Below are 14,969 nucleotides of genomic sequence, written 5' to 3' on the forward strand. Positions count from 1 at the left end.
GGCCTACAGGGCGTGGGCTGCGGCCGCCAGCGTGCGGCTCGCGACCGGTCGCTCCGCGACGAGCGGCACCCAGGCCGGGAAGACCAGCCCCCACGGCCGCACCAGGCTCAGCGCGAGGGCGCCCGCCAGCACGGCCATCGCGCACAGCACGAACAGGTAGGGCCCGCCGCCCTCGGCGTACCAGGCGCGGAACTTCTCCTCGTTGCTCCAGAGCGGGACGCCCAGCGCCCAGATGGCGTGCAGCGGTACGAAGCCGAGCGTCGCGGAGAGTGCGGACGCGTAGGCGGCCCTGACGGCCCGCCGGGGCGGGCCCGGAATCCCGGTGGCTCCCGCCCCGGGGCGCGGCATCGCGAGTGCGGACATGGCGGGACCTCCCGGGCGGGGACCTTGGGTGAACGGTTCCAACGGTTCCAGGAATCCGAATGCCGTGCATCAGGCGCCGGGCTGACGTCAGGTCACACCTGTGGGGGGTGCGGTTCCCGTTCCCTCCCCCGGTGGGGGGACGGGATCGTCCCCCGGCCCGGCCCTACTCCGCGGTCGAGGGCGCGGTCGACGGGGCGGTCGAGGGCGCGGCCGAGGGCGTGTCCGAGGGGGTCGGAGCGGCGCCGGCCCCCGCCCCCGTCCCCGGAAGCCGTCCGGCGAGCACGGCCCCCAGCGCGGCGACGCCCGAGAGGGCCAGCAGTGCCGGGCCCATGGCCTCGGCCAACGGCCGCCCGGCGGTGAGGGTGGTCGCGGCGGCCACGCCCAGGGCGGGTCCGATGTTCATCGCGGTCTGCTGGAGGCCGCCGGCCACGCCCGCGTCGGCGACCGAGGCGCTGCGGACGAGCACGGCGGTGGCGGTGACCATCACCGTCCCGAACCCGGTGCCCAGCAGCAGGAAGGCGGCGCCGATCGCGGGCGCACCCGAGGAGTGGTCGAACCGGGACGCCAGTGCCGCGCCGACGGCGATCAGAACCATGCCCGACGCGACGGTGCGGCGCGCTCCGTGGCGGCGCAGCAGGACGGCGGAGGCAGGGGCGGCGAGCACCATCGTGACGGCCAGCGGCAGCCCCCGGAGCGCGCTCTGCAACGGGTCCAGGGAAAGCACGTCCTGGAGGAAGTACGTCGCGAGGAACAACGTCCCGAAGATCGCCGCCGAGGCCGCTAGCAGCACCCCGAGCGCGGGCCCGACCGTGGCCGACCGGAGTACGCGCGGCGGAAGCAACGGGTGCGCCGTGCGCCGTTCGCGCCGGACGAAGGCGACGCCGAGCAGGACGGCGCCGAGCAGCCCGAGTACGGTCGTCGCCGTCCACCCGTGTTCGGGGACGCCGACGAGGGTGTGCACCAGGCAGACCAGCGCCGCCGCGAGCAGTGCCGCGCCGGGCAGGTCCAGGCCGGCGGTGCGGTCGCCGGGCGGCTGCGGAAGCCGCACGGCCAGGGCCAGCAGGCCGGCGGCCACGGCGGGTGCGACGGTGAGGAGGAAGACGGCCCGCCAGCCGAGGTGGGCGGTGAGGGCGCCGCCGACCAGCGGGCCGGCCGCGGCCGCCAGCCCGATCGCGCTCGTGCGCAGCGCGATCGGCATGGCCAGCCGGTCGGCGGGATAAGCGGCCCGCAGCATGCCGAGGGTGGCGGGCTGAAGCAGTGCTCCCGCCACGCCCTGGACGGTTCGCAAGGCGACGACCCAGCCGGTGCCGGGCGCCACGGCGATCCCGGCCGAGGCCGCGGCGAACCCCAATACGCCGATGGAGAAGACCCGTTGGTGTCCGTAGCGGTCGCCGAGCCGCCCGGCGAAGACCAGCAGGCTCGCCACCGCGATGAGGTAACCGGTGCTGGTCCACTGCACCGCGGCGAAGGAGGCGTGCAGGTCGCGCTGCATGCTGGGCTGGGCGACGGTGAGCACCGTGCCGTCGAGGGCGACGATCGCCGCGCCGGTGATGCTCCCGGCGAGGGTCAGGCGTTGGTGGGTGGCGGGGTTCACCGCGGCTCGTGCCCGAGGTGGGCGGCCAGGGTCACCGTCAGCAGCGGCCCGATGTCGTCGGTGCCGGTGGCGAGTTGGAGGCTGCCCCAGGCCCGCAGCTGGGCGAGGCCGTGCAGGTTGGCCCAGAGCGCGCCGGCGACGGCGGCGGGCTGGGCGCCGGAGGGCGGGCGCACCTCGGCGACGAGCCGGGCGAAGGTCTCGAACAGGGGCAGGGAGGTCTTCCGTAGGCCCGTTCCGCTGTTCTCCAGCAGATCATGACGGAACATCAGCTCGAACATGCCGGGGTTGGCGGTCGCGTAGTCGAGATAGCCACGGGAGAGCGCGGCGAGGCGGGCGCGGGGAGCGTCCCCCGCGGTGGCCTCGGCGGCGGCGACCGCCGCACCCAACTCCTGGAAGCCGTGCCGGGCGATGGCCGACAGCAGCTCGACGTGGGTCGCGAAGTGGCGGCGGGGTGCGCCGTGCGAGACGCCGGCCTGGCGGGCGATCTCGCGCAGGGTGAGTGCGTGGACGCCTTCGCGGGTGACCAGTTCGACCCCGGCGGTCACCAGCCGGGCGCGCAGGCCCGTGTCGTGATCATTCATGGACACTGTCTACCAGTCGCGCGTAGACAGTGTCTACTCACTCCTCGGTGCTGCTGCGACGGGCCGCCGCGACGGGCCTGCGGCGCGCCGTCCGGACGCGGGCGCGCGCCGCCCGCACGCCGCCCCGCGCACTGACGGCTTGTGCCGGCGGCTTGTGAACGTGGCCTGCGCACCGGATCGGGCGTGCCTGGTCCGCGCGGGGCGGTGCGGGGCAGAATCGACGGCATGGACGAAGGTGGCGAGGCGGCCTGCTGGCTGGACCGGGTGTGCGAGGAGTGCGGGCGGCTGCGCGAGCGGCCCGCGCCGGAACCGTGCGAGAACTGCGGTACCCCGGCAAGGGCCGCCGCGACCCCCCGGACGGCGACCTCGGCCGCGACTACGGCGGGGACCACGGCGGACCCTGCCACGGAACCCGGGGCGGACCGGCCTGGCTGATCCACCCCGGGAGCGCGTCGCAGATCCGCTCGGCGGGCGCTCAGTGCCGCAGCGCGTTGACCGTCCCGTCAGCCTCCGGCGCGAGTCCGGCGTCCGGCGCCAGAGCAGCCTCCACGAGAGCGGCCTCCGGCGTGTTCGCCGTGCCCGGTTCCCACCGGGCCCGCCCCCGGGCCCGCCCCCACGTCCACCCCCACAGGCCACCGATCCGCTCGGCGGCCGGCTGGGTGTAGCGGGCGGCAAGCGGCCCGGTGACCACCAGGATCAGCACGTAGGCGGTGGCGAACGGACCGAGTTCGGGCTCGATGCCCGCCGTGACGGCCAGGCCGGCGATGACGATCGAGAACTCGCCGCGCGACACCAGCGCCCCACCGGCCCGCCAGCGCCCCCGGGAGGCGATCCCCGCCCGGCGTGCGGCCCAGTACCCGGTGCCGACCTTGGTGAGCGCGGTCGTCACGGCCAGCAGCAGTGCCGGCAGCAGGACCGGCGGGATGCTGGTCGGGTCGGTGCTCAGCCCGAAGAAGACGAAGAAGACCGCGGCGAAGAGGTCCCGCAACGGGCTGAGCAGGGTGTGCGCCCCCTCGGCGGCCTCGCCGGACAGCGCGATGCCGACCAGGAACGCGCCGACCGCCGCGGACACCTGGAGCTGCTGCGCGATGCCCGCGACCAGCAGCGTCAGCCCGAGGACGACGAGCAGCAGCTTCTCCGGGTCGTCGTGCGAGACGAACTTCGAGATCACCCGGCCGTAGCGGAGTGCGACGAAGAGCACCGCACCCGCGGTGGCCAGTGCGATGGCGAGGGTGACCGAGCCGGCCAGCAGTCCGGCCCCGGCCAGCACGGCGGTGAGGATCGGCAGGTAGACCGCCATCGCCAGGTCCTCCAGCACCAGGATGCTGAGGATCACCGGCGTCTCCCGGTTGCCGAGCCGTCCCAGGTCGCCGAGCACCTTGGCGATGACGCCCGAGGACGAGATCCAGGTGACGCCCGCCAGTACCACCGCGGCGACCGGGCCCCAGCCGAGCAGCAGCGCGGCGGCCGCGCCGGGTAGCGCGTTGAGCACGAAGTCGACGGCGCCGGCCGGGTACTGGGCCTTGAGGTTGGTCACCAGATCGGCGGCGGTGTACTCCAGGCCCAGCATGAGCAGCAGCAGGACGACGCCGATCTCGGCGCCGGTGGCGACGAACTCCTCGCTGGCACTGAGCGGCAGCAGCCCGCCCTTGCCGAAGGCCAGCCCGCCGAGCAGGTAGAGCGGGATGGGGGAGAAACCGTAGCGGCCGGCTATTCGGCCGAGCAGGCCGAGGACCAGGATGACCGAGCCGAGTTCGATGAAGACGCTCGCGGTGTGCATCCGATCACTCCCTGCCCAGGATCGCGGCGGCGGCGTCCACGCCCTCGCGGGTGCCGATGACGATCAGGGTGTCGCCGCCGGCGAGCCGGAAGTCGGGGGCGGGGGAGGGGAGCGCACCGGTGCGGCGCAGTACGGCGACGATGGAGGCGCCGGTCTCGGTCCGCATCCGGGTCTCGCCGAGCAGCCGGCCGTTCCAGTACGAGGCGCCGTCGAGCGGGAGCCGCTCGGCGACCAGGCCGAGGTCGGTGGTGTGCAGCAGTCCGCCGGTCTGCTGCGGGCCGCCCGTCCGGTGAGCGGGTGTCAGGGCGTCCACCAGGGCGGCGGACTCCTCGGCCGTCAGCCGGAACGCCTGGGAGCAGGCGTCCGGGTCGTCCGAGCGGTAGACGTTGAGGCTCCGTGAGCCGTCCCGGTGGGCGATGACCGACAGGTGCCGTTGTTCTCGGGTGGTCAGGTCGTACTGGACGCCGACACCGGGCAGGGGAGTGGTCCGGACACGGGGGATCGACACGGCGGCTGTCCTCTCGTCAGGGCTTTCCGCAGGCGTGTCAATGGTAATGACTGTGTAAAGTCTCCCTGGTCGGGGGTACCGGAACCGCTCCGGCCGGCCACTCCCCGATCTCGCGCGAGCCCTCCCCCCATGAGTCCCCATGAGTCCCCCGCGGGAACGCCCGCGAGTCCCCGCGAACGTCCTCCCGTGTCCCGCCGGGCGTGCCGGTACCCCGGTGCCGTACGCGCTACCGTGCGCACCGCACCGGGGTACCGGGCCGGCCCACGTCGCGCCGAAGCTGCCGACGCGCCGCCGGGCCGGGTGACACGGGCGGACCACCCGTGCGGGCGACCCGCGCGGATCGCCCGCACGGATCGCCCTTGGGCGGACCTACTGGGGAGGCTGGTCGCGGAACTGGTCCTTCAGCTTCTCCTGAGCGGTATCGACCTGGCCGCTGTACTTGCCCTCGGTCCGCTGGTCCGCCATGTCGCCCGTCTTGTCGACGGCCTTCTCGGCCTGGTCCTCGTGGCCCTTCAGCATGTGCTTGAGCTTATCCATCATGGACATACGGTCACACTCCCGGATGAGACGGCCCCACCCCTCCAGCATCGGCGCGCCACCGGGTGTCCGCATCCGGTCAGGTTGCGCGGCAGGGTTGGCAACGCGGCACCGAGCATGTCAAATCGGGAGTCCCACGGACTGTCGGAAGGGACTTGCCTTGAACGTTCGGATCCGTCGCCTGACCGCCCCGCCCATCCCCCCGGCCGCCTCGCGGCGGCGTGTCGCGAGCTCCGCGCTCGCGGTCGCGGCACTGGTGACCCCGCTACTCCTGGTCGGCACCGGGAGTGCGTCGGCCGACCCGGACCCCGGGCGCAAGGGCGCGAAGCTGGCCGCGAGGCTCGTCGAGGAGAGCAGCGCCGACGACGCCTACGGCACCCTCAGAGCACTCCAGCGGATCGCCGACCGCAACGGCGGCAACCGGGTGGCCGGCGAGCGCGGCCACGACGAATCGGCCGCGTACGTCTACGAGCAGGCCCGCCGGGCGGGGCTGAAGGTGTCGAAGCAGGAGTTCGAGTACACGTACTTCAAGGCCCTGTCGGAGCGGCTGGGCGTGGTGTCGCCGCAGGCCGAGGACGTGCCGGTGAAGGCCATGACGTACTCGGTCGGCGGACCGGCCGCAGGTCTGACCGCCGACCTGGCCGTCGTTCCGGTCGACGCCACCACCGGCTGCGAGGCGGGCGACTACGCGGTCGGCGCGTTCACCGGCAAGGTCGCGCTGATCAGGCGCGGTGGCTGCAGTTTCGCCGTGAAGCAGGCAGCGGCGGCGGACGCGGGCGCGGTCGGCGCGATCGTCTACAACAACACCGAGGGCAACCTCAACGGCACCCTCGGCGACCCGGCGGTGGGCCGGGTCCCGACCGGCGGCATCTCCAAGGCCGCCGGCGAGGCGCTGGCCGCCAGGGCCGCCGCCGGACCGGTCACCGTGAGCCTGGACATCCGCACCTTCATGGAGAAGCGGAAGACCTGGAACGTCCTCGCGGAGACCCGTGGCGGCGACGAGAACAACACCGTGGTCATCGGTTCCCACCTGGACTCCGTGGAGGACGGCCCGGGCATCAACGACAACGGCTCCGGTTCGGCGGGCATCCTGGAGGTCGCGACGAACCTGGCCAAGAAGCCGGTCAAGAACAAGGTCAGGTTCGCCTGGTGGTCCGCCGAGGAGTTCGGCCTGAAGGGCTCCGAGGCCTACGTGAAGGCGCTGCCCGACACCGAGAAGCAGAAGATCAAGCTCTACCTGAACTTCGACATGATCGCCTCGCCCAACTCCGCCCAGTTCGTCTACGACGGCGACGACTCCGACCACGTCGGTTCCGGCCCCGGCCCGGACGGATCGGCGCAGCTGGAGCGGCACATCACCGACTACCTCGACGGGCGCGGGCTTCCCCACGAGGGGACCGACTTCACCGGCCGCTCCGACTACGGCCCGTTCATCGACGCCGGAATCCCGTCCGGCGGTACCGACACCGGCGCCGAGGTCATCAAGTCCGCCGCCCAGGCGGCACGGTACGGCGGCACCGCAGGGGTGGCCTTCGACAAGTGCTACCACCAGGCCTGCGACAACCTGGGCAACCTGGACATGAAGGCCTTCGACACCAACATCGACGTCATCGCCGACTCCGTGGGCACCTACGCGTGGGACCTCTCGTCCGTGCACGCCCCGGTGCCGCCGCAGCACACCGACGGCCAGGCCGGCAGCGGCGGCGGCCTCCAGGAGGGCCACGCGCACGAGGTCGAGGCCTGACGGAACCAACCGGGTGCCGTCCCGCCCGGCCCGGCTCCACCCGTCCCAGCCCCGCCCCGCCAGGCCTCGCGTCCGGCGGGGCGGGGCTCGGCCGTGGACGGGGTGGGGCTCGGTTGTGGGCTGGGCGGGGGCCGGTCGCCGGTGAGGCGGGGTGGGGCTCGGCCGTGGGCGCCGACCGCCCCGTCGGATGCCGCCGAGTACTGCCGGGCGCCGCCGGGTGCCGTCGGACCGGGGTCCGGTGGGTGGGCCGCCCGGGGTCCTGACACCATGGCACCCAGATCACGTCACCGTGACACCCTCGGAGGAGTCAGCACCATGAGCAGCACGCACTACGACGTCGTCGTCCTCGGCGCGGGCCCCGGCGGCTACACGGCCGCCGTCCGCGCGGCCCAGCTGGGTCTGCGCACGGCCGTCATCGAGGCCAAGTACTGGGGCGGGGTCTGCCTGAACGTCGGTTGCATCCCCTCGAAGGCGCTGCTGCGCAACGCCGAACTGGCACACATCTTCACCAAGGAGGCCAAGACCTTCGGCATCGAGGTCGAGGGCCAGGTCCGCTTCGACTTCGGTGCGGCGTTCAAGCGCAGCCGCAGCGTCGCCGACGGCCGGGTCAAGGGCGTCCACTACCTGATGAAGAAGAACGGCATCACCGAGTACGACGGCCGCGGCACCTTCGTGGACGACCGCACGCTCCAGGTCGCGCTGACCGGCGGCGGCTTCGAGCTGGTCACCTTCGACCACTGCATCATCGCCGCCGGCGCCACCACCCGGCTGCTGCCCGGCACCAGCCTGAGCGAGCGCGTGGTCACCTACGAGGAGCAGATCCTCACCGAGGAACTGCCCGGGAGCATCATCATCGCGGGCGCCGGCGCGATCGGCGTCGAGTTCGCGTACGTGCTGCACAACTACGGCGTGAAGGTCACCATCGTCGAGTTCCTCGACCGGATGGTCCCGTTGGAGGACGCCGAGGTCTCGGCCGAGCTGGCCAAGCAGTACCGCAAGCTCGGCATCGAGGTGCTCACCTCCACCCGGGTCGACGCCATCGACGACAAGGACCCGGCCGCCAAGGTGAAGGTCACCGTCACCCGCAACGGCCAGCAGGAGGTGCTGGAGGCCGACAAGGTGCTCCAGGCGATCGGCTTCGTGCCGCGCGTCCACGGCTACGGCCTGGAGAACACCGGCGTGAAGCTCACCGAGCGCGGCGCGATCGCCGTCGACGGCCGCGGCCGCACCAACGTCGAGCACATCTTCGCGATCGGTGACGTCACCGCCAAGCTGATGCTGGCCCACGCGGCCGAGTCGATGGCCGTCATCGCCGCCGAGACCATCGGTGGGGCGGAGACCATGGAGGTCGACTTCGCGATGATCCCGCGCGCCACCTACTGCCAGCCGCAGATCGCCAGCTTCGGCTACACCGAGGCGCAGGCCCGCGAGCTGGGTTACGACGTCAAGGTCGCCAAGTTCCCGTTCACCGCCAACGGCAAGGCGCACGGCCTCGGCCACCCGATCGGCTTCGTCAAGGTGATCAGCGACGGCAAGCACGGCGAGCTGCTCGGCGCCCACCTGATCGGCCCCGAGGTCACCGAGCTCCTGCCCGAGCTGACCCTGGCGCAGCAGTGGGACCTCACCGTGCACGAGGTCGCCCGCAACGTCCACGCCCACCCGACCCTCGGCGAGGCGGTCAAGGAGGCGATCCACGGGCTCGCGGGGCACATGATCAACATGTGATGCCGCTCCGGTGCTCCGGCTGACGCCGGGGTCCGTGTGCCGTGTTCCGGCAGGCGGGCTCCGGTGTCGTGCCGTGTTCCGGCAGGTGGGCCCCGGTGTCGTGCCGTCACCTCATCGGCTCGTCGCGGCCGGGCCGCGGGGTGGCCGTGGCGGGATCCGGCCCGGGCCGCGGGTGCGGCCCGGGCGGCGGGGGAGAATGCCCGGATGACCGACGTGACCCTCAACCTCTGGCGGCAGCCGCTCGACGCGGTACCCGAGGACCTCCGGGACCGCACCGACCTGACGGTGCTGATCCTCGCGGACACCGGACTGACCGAACTGCCGCCCGGGATCGGCCGCCTGCGCCGGCTGCGAACCCTCGACCTCGGACACAACGCGCTCGCCGAAATCCCGGACGAGATCGGTGAACTCACCGGCCTGGCCGACTTCCTGTACCTGCACGACAACGCGCTCACCCGCCTGCCGGAAGCGCTCGGCCGGCTCACCGCGCTGCGCTACCTCAACGTCGGCGACAACCGGCTCACCGAACTCCCGGACACCATCGGCGAGATGGCCGGCCTGGTCGAGCTGCGGGCGCAGCGGAACCGGCTGACCGCACTGCCCGACACCCTCGGCCGGCTCGGCGAGCTGCGCGAACTCTGGCTGTGCGGCAACGCGTTGACGGAGCTGCCGGCCTCGGCCTCCCGGCTCGTCGCGCTGCGCGAACTCGAACTGCGGGACAACGCCCTCTCCGAGGTCCCGGCGGTCCTCGCCGGACTGCCGCAGCTGCGCCGGCTCGACCTGCGGGGCAACCGGATCACCGCCCTGCCCGAGTGGCTCACCCGGCTGCCCGCCCTGGAGAAGCTCGACCTGCGCTGGAACGACGTGACGCCGCCGCCCCGGCTGCGCGCCGCCCTGGCGGAGCGTGGTTGCGTCGTCCTGCACTGAGAGCCGGGGCCGCCCGTTAATCCCGTCGCCGGACGCGCCACCCGCCTGTTAGCGTGGGGGACATGAAGCGCGCTGCAGCCGTCCAGACGACGACGCCGGAGAGAGTCCCGGCGCGCTGACTGCTGAGCTAGTCCGAAGCCCCGGGGCGAGTGCCCCGGGGCTTCGTCGTACCCGGTCCACTCGCCCGCAGACCGCAGACCGCAGACCGCAGAGAACGGATCGCCGATCATCCGTCGTTCTGCCGTCGCCCACGAGTGGAGACCGCCACCATGTACGACCACCGCCGACTCGGCCGTGAACTCGACCTCTTCGACACCGACCCGCTGATGGGCGCCGGCCTGCCGTACTGGCTGCCGGACGGCGCTGCCGTCCGGCACACCCTGGAGGAGTTCATCCGGGGGCGCGAGCGGAGGGCCGGCTACCGCCACGTCTACTCGCCGGTGCTCGGCAAACGCGAGCTCTACGAGATCTCCGGCCACTGGTCGCACTACCGGGACGACATGTTCCCGCCGATGGACCTCGGCTCCGAGCAGGTCGTGCTGCGCCCCAGTCTCTGTCCGCACCACGCGCTGATCTACCGCTCCCGCGCCCGAAGCTACCGGGAACTCCCCTTGCGCATGGCGGAGTTGGGGGGAATGTACCGGTCCGAGCTGTCCGGGGTGCTCGGCGGCCTCACCCGGGTGCGAGCGATCCAGCTGAACGACGCGCACGTCTTCTGCACCCCGGAGCAGGCCGCCGACGAGGCGGTCGCCGCGCTGGAGCTGATCCGCGAGGCGCACCGGGCACTCGGTATCCGCCCGGTCCGCTACCGTCTCTCGCTGCCCGGTGAGGGCGGCAAGTACGTGGCGGATCCAGGGCTCTGGGAGCGGGCCACCGCGCTGCTGACCGACGTGCTGGAGCGGTCCGGGGTGCCCTTCGAGGCCGCAGAGGGCGAGGCGGCGTTCTACGGGCCGAAGATCGACATCCAGATCGCCGACGCTGCGGGCCGTGAGTCCACCCTCTCCACCGTGCAGATCGACTTCCACCAACCGGAGCGGTTCGGCCTGCACTACATCGGGGCGGACGGAGCCAAGCACCGGCCGGTGATGGTCCATCGCAGCGTCATCGGCAGCGTCGAACGGGTGGTCGCCCACCTGATCGAGCTGCACGGCGGCGCGTTCCCGGCCTGGCTCGCGCCCACCCAGCTCGTCCTGCTGCCCGTCTCCGAGAGCGAGCTCCCGCAGGCGGAACGGCTGCGGCAGCGCTGCCTCGACCGGGGCCTGCGGGCCGAGGTCGCCGGGCCTGCGGACGGCAGCCTGGGCGCCCGGATCCGGGAGGCCCGGCTGGTCCCGTACCAGGCCGTCATCGGCGCCAGGGAGGCGGCCGACGAGCGGGTGGCGCTGCGGCTGCGCGACGGCCGCCGGCTCGACCCGATGCCCGCCGGAGAGGCGCTGGCCCGGATCGGCGCCCTGGTGGACGCGTACAGCGCCGAGCTGTGGGAGGAGGGCGGGGGCATCGGCGCCTGAGCGGCGCGGGGGTGGGGGGTGAACGGGGATGGCTGAACGGGATGGTGCCTCGGCGGGCGGCTCCCCGGCCGGTTGTCGGGGACTTCTTGGTCGGTTGCCGGGGGCTCCTCGGCCGGTCGCTGTCGGCTCGATTGCCGCTCCCTGGCCGGTGGTCGGCCGGTCGTCGGGCGAGTGGCCCCGGGCTGCCCAGTCGTACACGTACGACTAGCGGGGGTGTGCGGTGTGTCGGCCGGTCGGGCCGGCGCACCCGCCGTTCGAATGGGCGCGGCGGCCCGGCCCACGGCCGCCGCGTCCCCACCTCGGACCCTTACCGGAGGTACCCCGTGCGTTCCACTCCTGCGCGCCCCACCCCGCGCCCCACCCCTGCGCGCCTCGCCCGTCGCCTCACCGTCCCCGCGCTCACCGCCTGCTTCGCCCTGGCGGGCGCCGCCGTCGCCGCCCCCGCGGCGCCCGCCGCGCTGCGTCCGCTGCCCGTCCCGGACGGCACCCGGTACTGCGCGGCGGTCGTCGGCCACGTGCCGGGCGCCGACGGGCGCTCCCCGCTGCTCGGCCACGGCTGCTCGGAGGACTCCCGGTCCGACGCCCTCGCCCGCGCCGAAGGCACCCGCCGCAGCAGTGACATGCGCCGCCCGGCCGACCGCTGGCTGCTCCTGGAGGAGTACCGGGACGTCGACTTCGGCGGCGGCGTCATCTACTCCTTCTACGGCGACGCCGGCGGCTGCGACGCCACCGGCTACCACCTGGTCAACTACTTCGATGTGGCGCTGAGCGTCTCCTCGATGAAGGGCTACAACAACTGCAACACCGTCACCCTCACCTCCCCGCTGGAGAAGGTGGAGACCATCGGCCTGCCCGCCGGCTACCTCGGGCCGGACTTCAACGACGCCGTCCGCGAACTCCAGGTGTTCCACAGCTGAGACCCGCGCCCGGCAGGTTCCCCGGACGGCCTGCTGCCAGGGCCGTCCGGGCCCCGGTACCGGGCCGCGCCTGACCTGCCGGCCGCGCCTGACCTGCCGGCCGCGCCTGACCTGCCGGCCGCGCCTGACCTGCGGGCCGCGCCGCCGCCCACCGGCCCACGGCCGCCGATTCACCTGACCGGCCCTCCTCCCGCGGTGCCGCCGCGACCGGGTGCGGGAAGCGCGGGCCGAGGGCCGGTGCGGCCCGGCACGGGGCCCGCCGGGGCCGGTGGCCGCTCGCCAGGGGCGTCCGGGAGAGTCCCCGCGCAGCAGGAGCCGGGGGCGCCATGTCCGACCGGCCGGGGGCACGTCCACCGGCCTGGACGGCGGTCAGTAGGACTGCAGCTCGATCAGGCGGCCGTCGGGGTCGCGGAGGTGGGCGCTGCGCAGGGTCGGCCCCCACTCGGGGCGGTTCGTGGCGACGGCGGCGAGCGCGCCGCCGCTGCGCAGGCAGAGGGAGAGCGACTGGTCCACGTCGTCCACCCGGAGGACCAGCATGGCGGCGTCCTGGACGGCCGGCGGCTCGGCGGGGAATCCGGCAGTGCCGAGGGTGACGGCCATCAGCCCGCGGTCGTACAGGGCCAGCACGGTCTGGCCCTCGACGTCCCAGTTGGCGTACGGGCCCTCCGCCGAGCCCTTGGCCAGGGTGGCGCCGGTCAGCGGCGGAAGGATCGCGCGGTAGAACTCGAAGCACTCGGCGAAGCGGGAGACGAGCAGGCGGTTGTACAGGGCGTCCACGACGGGCTCCTGGGGGCGATGGGCTCATGGAAAATTAGTGGGTGCAGACCCACTATAGGGTCGCACCCTAGACTTCTGCCATGACCTCCGAGAGCGCCGCGAGCACCGAGACCGCCGACACGACCGGTAGCACTGCTGGGAGCACCACCGGCGCCGCCACCGGCACCGCCGCCGGGAGCGCGGCCGGGGCCGCCGAGCGGTCGACCCCGCCCGCGCTGCTTGGCCTCACCACCTACCTGCTCTCCCGGACCGGCAAGACCGCGCGCGGCCGGCTCGCCGAGCGGCTGTCGCAGCGCGGCCTGCGGCTCTGGGACATGGCGGTGCTCGCCGCACTGGACGACTTCGGTCCGCACGCCCAGCGCGACCTGGTCCGTCGGCTCGGAGTGGACGCCAGCGACATGGCCAAGGTCGCCGACCAGCTGGCCGGCGCGGGCTACGTCGAGCGGATCCGCGATCCGGCAGACCGCCGGCGCGTCTCGGTCAGCATCACCGGGGCCGGCCGGGCCGTCCTGGCCGAACTGGACGCCGAGGCACGTACCGTCCAGGACGAGATCCTCGCCCCGCTCGACCCGGAGGAGCGCCGTGCGCTGCACCGCCTGCTGCTCCGTGTCCACCACGGCCTGCCGGGCGCGCCCTGACGGGCCGTCGGTCCATTGGACCGTCGGTCCGCGGCTCGTCGGACTGTCGCACCGTCAGAGGTGGTCAGGCTGGTCCGCCCGGCGGCAGTGGGCGGCGGGCGCCCGCGAACTCGCCCGCCCAGTGCGGGTCCTCGAACACGCCCGGGAGGCGGGCGACGAGGGTGCCGGTGTGCTCGGCGTGGATCATCGCGCCGTCCCCCGCGTAGACGCCCACGTGGTGCAGCGGGGCGTCGGGGCGGGAGAAGAAGAGCAGGTCGCCGGGGAGCAGGCCGGGGCGGGGCACCGGGGCGGAGCGGTGGTACTGCGCGACGGTGTAGTGGGCGAGGTCCACGGCCCCGCCGCTGGCCCGGTACCAGCAGTACAGGGCGAGCCCGCTGCAGTCGAAGCCGACCGTGCTCTCGCCGAGGCACTGGCCGTTCAGGTAGCCGTTCTCCTCGTCGCAGAACCCGGGGCTCGCGCCCAGCCGGTCGCCGCCGCCCCAGGCGTACGGGACGCCGAGCTGTTCGGCCGCGACGGCGGCGGCCCGGGCGCCCCAGTCGGCCGGCCCGGTGAGGTCGTCGAACGCGGGTACGCCGGGCGCGGCGGCAGAAGGTACGGCGGGTGCGGGTGCGGGTGCGGGTGCGGGTGCGGGTGTGCGTGCGGATGCGGCTGACGCGGCGGTGGCGGTCAGGGCCGGGACGACGCCCGCGCCCAGCGCCAGCCCCAGCAGCCTGCGGCGGCCGACGCCCCGGTCCGGTGACGGGAACACCATGGCAAACTCCCTGGTAGCGGTGGAGTACCAGGATCCCGGCCCGCCGCCCCGGCCCGCCATCACCCGCACCGGTGAACCGGGCGCAGGTCGGCCCAGTAGCCGTACGGCGGGTACCGGTAATTGGTTTGACGGGTGTTCACGAGCGGCCAACGATGAGGCGAAAACACCCGTTCGACCTCGGAGTGCGCCATGGGTAGTGCCGTCCGGCTCAACCGCAACCACCAGCTGACGCAGGCCGTCGACTACGCCTACGGCGCGGCCGTCGACGCCCCCGTCCGCTCGCTCTGGCTGGCGGGCTCCTGCCCGCTCGATGCCGAGGGGCGGACGGTGGCGGTCGGAGACTTCGAGGGCCAGGCCCACCAGGTGATGCGGAACCTGATAACCGTCCTGGAGGGTGAGGGCGCCGCGCTCACCGACCTCGTCCGGACCACCGTGTACGTCGCCTCGTCCGACCAGGGCGACCTGGTGAAGGTCTGGGAGGTCTACCGCTCCTACCTGGGGGGCCACGACGTCCCCAGCACTCTGCTGGGTGTCTCGGTGCTCGGGTACGACGACCAGCTGGTCGAGGTCGAGGCGGTCGCCGTGCTCTCCTGACCGCCGGCCCCGCCGGCCCCGCCGGCCC

At 73.6% G+C, this 14,969-nt stretch carries 15 protein-coding genes; 7 read left to right on the forward strand and 8 right to left on the reverse strand.

Going from position 1 to position 14,969, the window contains the following annotated elements:
- Positions 1-3 precede the first annotated feature (3 nt).
- From ACFC1F_RS38530 to ACFC1F_RS38555, 6 genes are all read right to left on the reverse strand, one after another.
- Positions 4-363 carry a hypothetical protein gene (locus ACFC1F_RS38530; RefSeq protein ID WP_376165676.1) on the reverse strand — a complete coding sequence of 120 codons (360 nt, stop codon included), beginning with the start codon at positions 361-363 and terminating at the stop codon, positions 4-6.
- A gap of 163 nt (positions 364-526) precedes the next feature.
- The gene (locus ACFC1F_RS38535) at positions 527-1,957 is read right to left on the reverse strand and encodes an MFS transporter (protein WP_376165678.1); all 1,431 of its coding nucleotides are present in this window, start codon (positions 1,955-1,957) and stop codon (positions 527-529) included.
- A complete protein-coding gene (locus ACFC1F_RS38540; RefSeq protein ID WP_376165680.1) occupies positions 1,954-2,538 on the reverse strand; it encodes a TetR/AcrR family transcriptional regulator in 585 nt (194 codons plus the stop codon). Before ACFC1F_RS38540 ends, ACFC1F_RS38535 begins: the two co-directional genes overlap by 4 nt.
- 475 nt (positions 2,539-3,013) lie before the next feature.
- Positions 3,014-4,318: a cation:proton antiporter gene (locus ACFC1F_RS38545; protein ID WP_376165682.1), complete on the reverse strand. Its 1,305-nt coding sequence runs from the start codon at positions 4,316-4,318 to the stop codon at positions 3,014-3,016.
- Between the two features lie 4 nt (positions 4,319-4,322).
- Entirely contained in the window at positions 4,323-4,826 is a 504-nt protein-coding gene (locus tag ACFC1F_RS38550) for a cation:proton antiporter regulatory subunit (RefSeq protein WP_209416039.1), read from the reverse strand.
- Between the two features lie 369 nt (positions 4,827-5,195).
- Complete coding sequence (locus tag ACFC1F_RS38555; RefSeq protein ID WP_209416038.1) at positions 5,196-5,372, reverse strand: antitoxin; 177 nt, start codon at positions 5,370-5,372, stop codon at positions 5,196-5,198.
- Between the two features lie 172 nt (positions 5,373-5,544).
- Here ACFC1F_RS38555 and ACFC1F_RS38560 point away from each other — a divergent pair, with 172 nt between their 5' ends.
- From ACFC1F_RS38560 to ACFC1F_RS38580, 5 genes are all read left to right on the forward strand, one after another.
- The gene (locus ACFC1F_RS38560) at positions 5,545-7,107 is read left to right on the forward strand and encodes a M28 family metallopeptidase (protein ID WP_376165699.1); all 1,563 of its coding nucleotides are present in this window, start codon (positions 5,545-5,547) and stop codon (positions 7,105-7,107) included.
- A gap of 315 nt (positions 7,108-7,422) precedes the next feature.
- A complete protein-coding gene (gene lpdA / locus ACFC1F_RS38565) occupies positions 7,423-8,832 on the forward strand; it encodes a dihydrolipoyl dehydrogenase (RefSeq protein ID WP_209416036.1) in 1,410 nt (469 codons plus the stop codon).
- Positions 8,833-9,036: 204 nt separating this feature from the next.
- The gene (locus ACFC1F_RS38570) at positions 9,037-9,759 is read left to right on the forward strand and encodes a leucine-rich repeat domain-containing protein (protein ID WP_376165684.1); all 723 of its coding nucleotides are present in this window, start codon (positions 9,037-9,039) and stop codon (positions 9,757-9,759) included.
- A 269-nt stretch (positions 9,760-10,028) separates the two neighbouring features.
- On the forward strand, positions 10,029-11,264 hold the full coding sequence (gene thrS, locus ACFC1F_RS38575; protein ID WP_376165686.1) for a threonine--tRNA ligase: 1,236 nt from the start codon (positions 10,029-10,031) through the stop codon (positions 11,262-11,264).
- A 323-nt stretch (positions 11,265-11,587) separates the two neighbouring features.
- A complete protein-coding gene (locus ACFC1F_RS38580) occupies positions 11,588-12,181 on the forward strand; it encodes a hypothetical protein (RefSeq protein ID WP_376165688.1) in 594 nt (197 codons plus the stop codon).
- Between the two features lie 369 nt (positions 12,182-12,550).
- Here ACFC1F_RS38580 and ACFC1F_RS38585 read toward each other — a convergent pair whose 3' ends face one another.
- Complete coding sequence (locus tag ACFC1F_RS38585) at positions 12,551-12,958, reverse strand: glyoxalase/bleomycin resistance/extradiol dioxygenase family protein (protein WP_376165690.1); 408 nt, start codon at positions 12,956-12,958, stop codon at positions 12,551-12,553.
- Positions 12,959-13,038: 80 nt separating this feature from the next.
- Here ACFC1F_RS38585 and ACFC1F_RS38590 point away from each other — a divergent pair, with 80 nt between their 5' ends.
- Positions 13,039-13,596: a MarR family winged helix-turn-helix transcriptional regulator gene (locus ACFC1F_RS38590; RefSeq protein ID WP_376165693.1), complete on the forward strand. Its 558-nt coding sequence runs from the start codon at positions 13,039-13,041 to the stop codon at positions 13,594-13,596.
- Between the two features lie 64 nt (positions 13,597-13,660).
- On the opposite strand, the gene ACFC1F_RS38595 is transcribed toward ACFC1F_RS38590, so the two are convergent.
- Entirely contained in the window at positions 13,661-14,347 is a 687-nt protein-coding gene (locus ACFC1F_RS38595; protein WP_376165695.1) for a C40 family peptidase, read from the reverse strand.
- Between the two features lie 189 nt (positions 14,348-14,536).
- Between ACFC1F_RS38595 and ACFC1F_RS38600 the strand changes: the two genes are divergently transcribed.
- A complete protein-coding gene (locus tag ACFC1F_RS38600; protein ID WP_376165697.1) occupies positions 14,537-14,941 on the forward strand; it encodes a RidA family protein in 405 nt (134 codons plus the stop codon).
- Positions 14,942-14,969 lie beyond the last annotated feature (28 nt).

This window comes from Kitasatospora sp. NPDC056181, assembly GCF_042266225.1.
GTDB lineage: Bacteria > Actinomycetota > Actinomycetes > Streptomycetales > Streptomycetaceae > Kitasatospora.

Excerpts from the sequence above, each read along its gene's own strand:
- ACFC1F_RS38540 (WP_376165680.1), bottom strand. The coding sequence starts at position 2,538 with ATGAATGATCACGACACGGGCCTGCGCGCCCGGCTGGTGACCGCCGGG.
- ACFC1F_RS38530 (WP_376165676.1), bottom strand. The coding sequence starts at position 363 with ATGTCCGCACTCGCGATGCCGCGCCCCGGGGCGGGAGCCACCGGGATT.
- ACFC1F_RS38555 (WP_209416038.1), bottom strand. The coding sequence starts at position 5,372 with ATGTCCATGATGGATAAGCTCAAGCACATGCTGAAGGGCCACGAGGAC.
- thrS (WP_376165686.1), top strand. The coding sequence starts at position 10,029 with ATGTACGACCACCGCCGACTCGGCCGTGAACTCGACCTCTTCGACACC.
- ACFC1F_RS38595 (WP_376165695.1), bottom strand. The coding sequence starts at position 14,347 with ATGGTGTTCCCGTCACCGGACCGGGGCGTCGGCCGCCGCAGGCTGCTG.
- ACFC1F_RS38600 (WP_376165697.1), top strand. The coding sequence starts at position 14,537 with ATGGGTAGTGCCGTCCGGCTCAACCGCAACCACCAGCTGACGCAGGCC.
- ACFC1F_RS38590 (WP_376165693.1), top strand. The coding sequence starts at position 13,039 with ATGACCTCCGAGAGCGCCGCGAGCACCGAGACCGCCGACACGACCGGT.
- ACFC1F_RS38545 (WP_376165682.1), bottom strand. The coding sequence starts at position 4,318 with ATGCACACCGCGAGCGTCTTCATCGAACTCGGCTCGGTCATCCTGGTC.
- ACFC1F_RS38570 (WP_376165684.1), top strand. The coding sequence starts at position 9,037 with ATGACCGACGTGACCCTCAACCTCTGGCGGCAGCCGCTCGACGCGGTA.
- lpdA (WP_209416036.1), top strand. The coding sequence starts at position 7,423 with ATGAGCAGCACGCACTACGACGTCGTCGTCCTCGGCGCGGGCCCCGGC.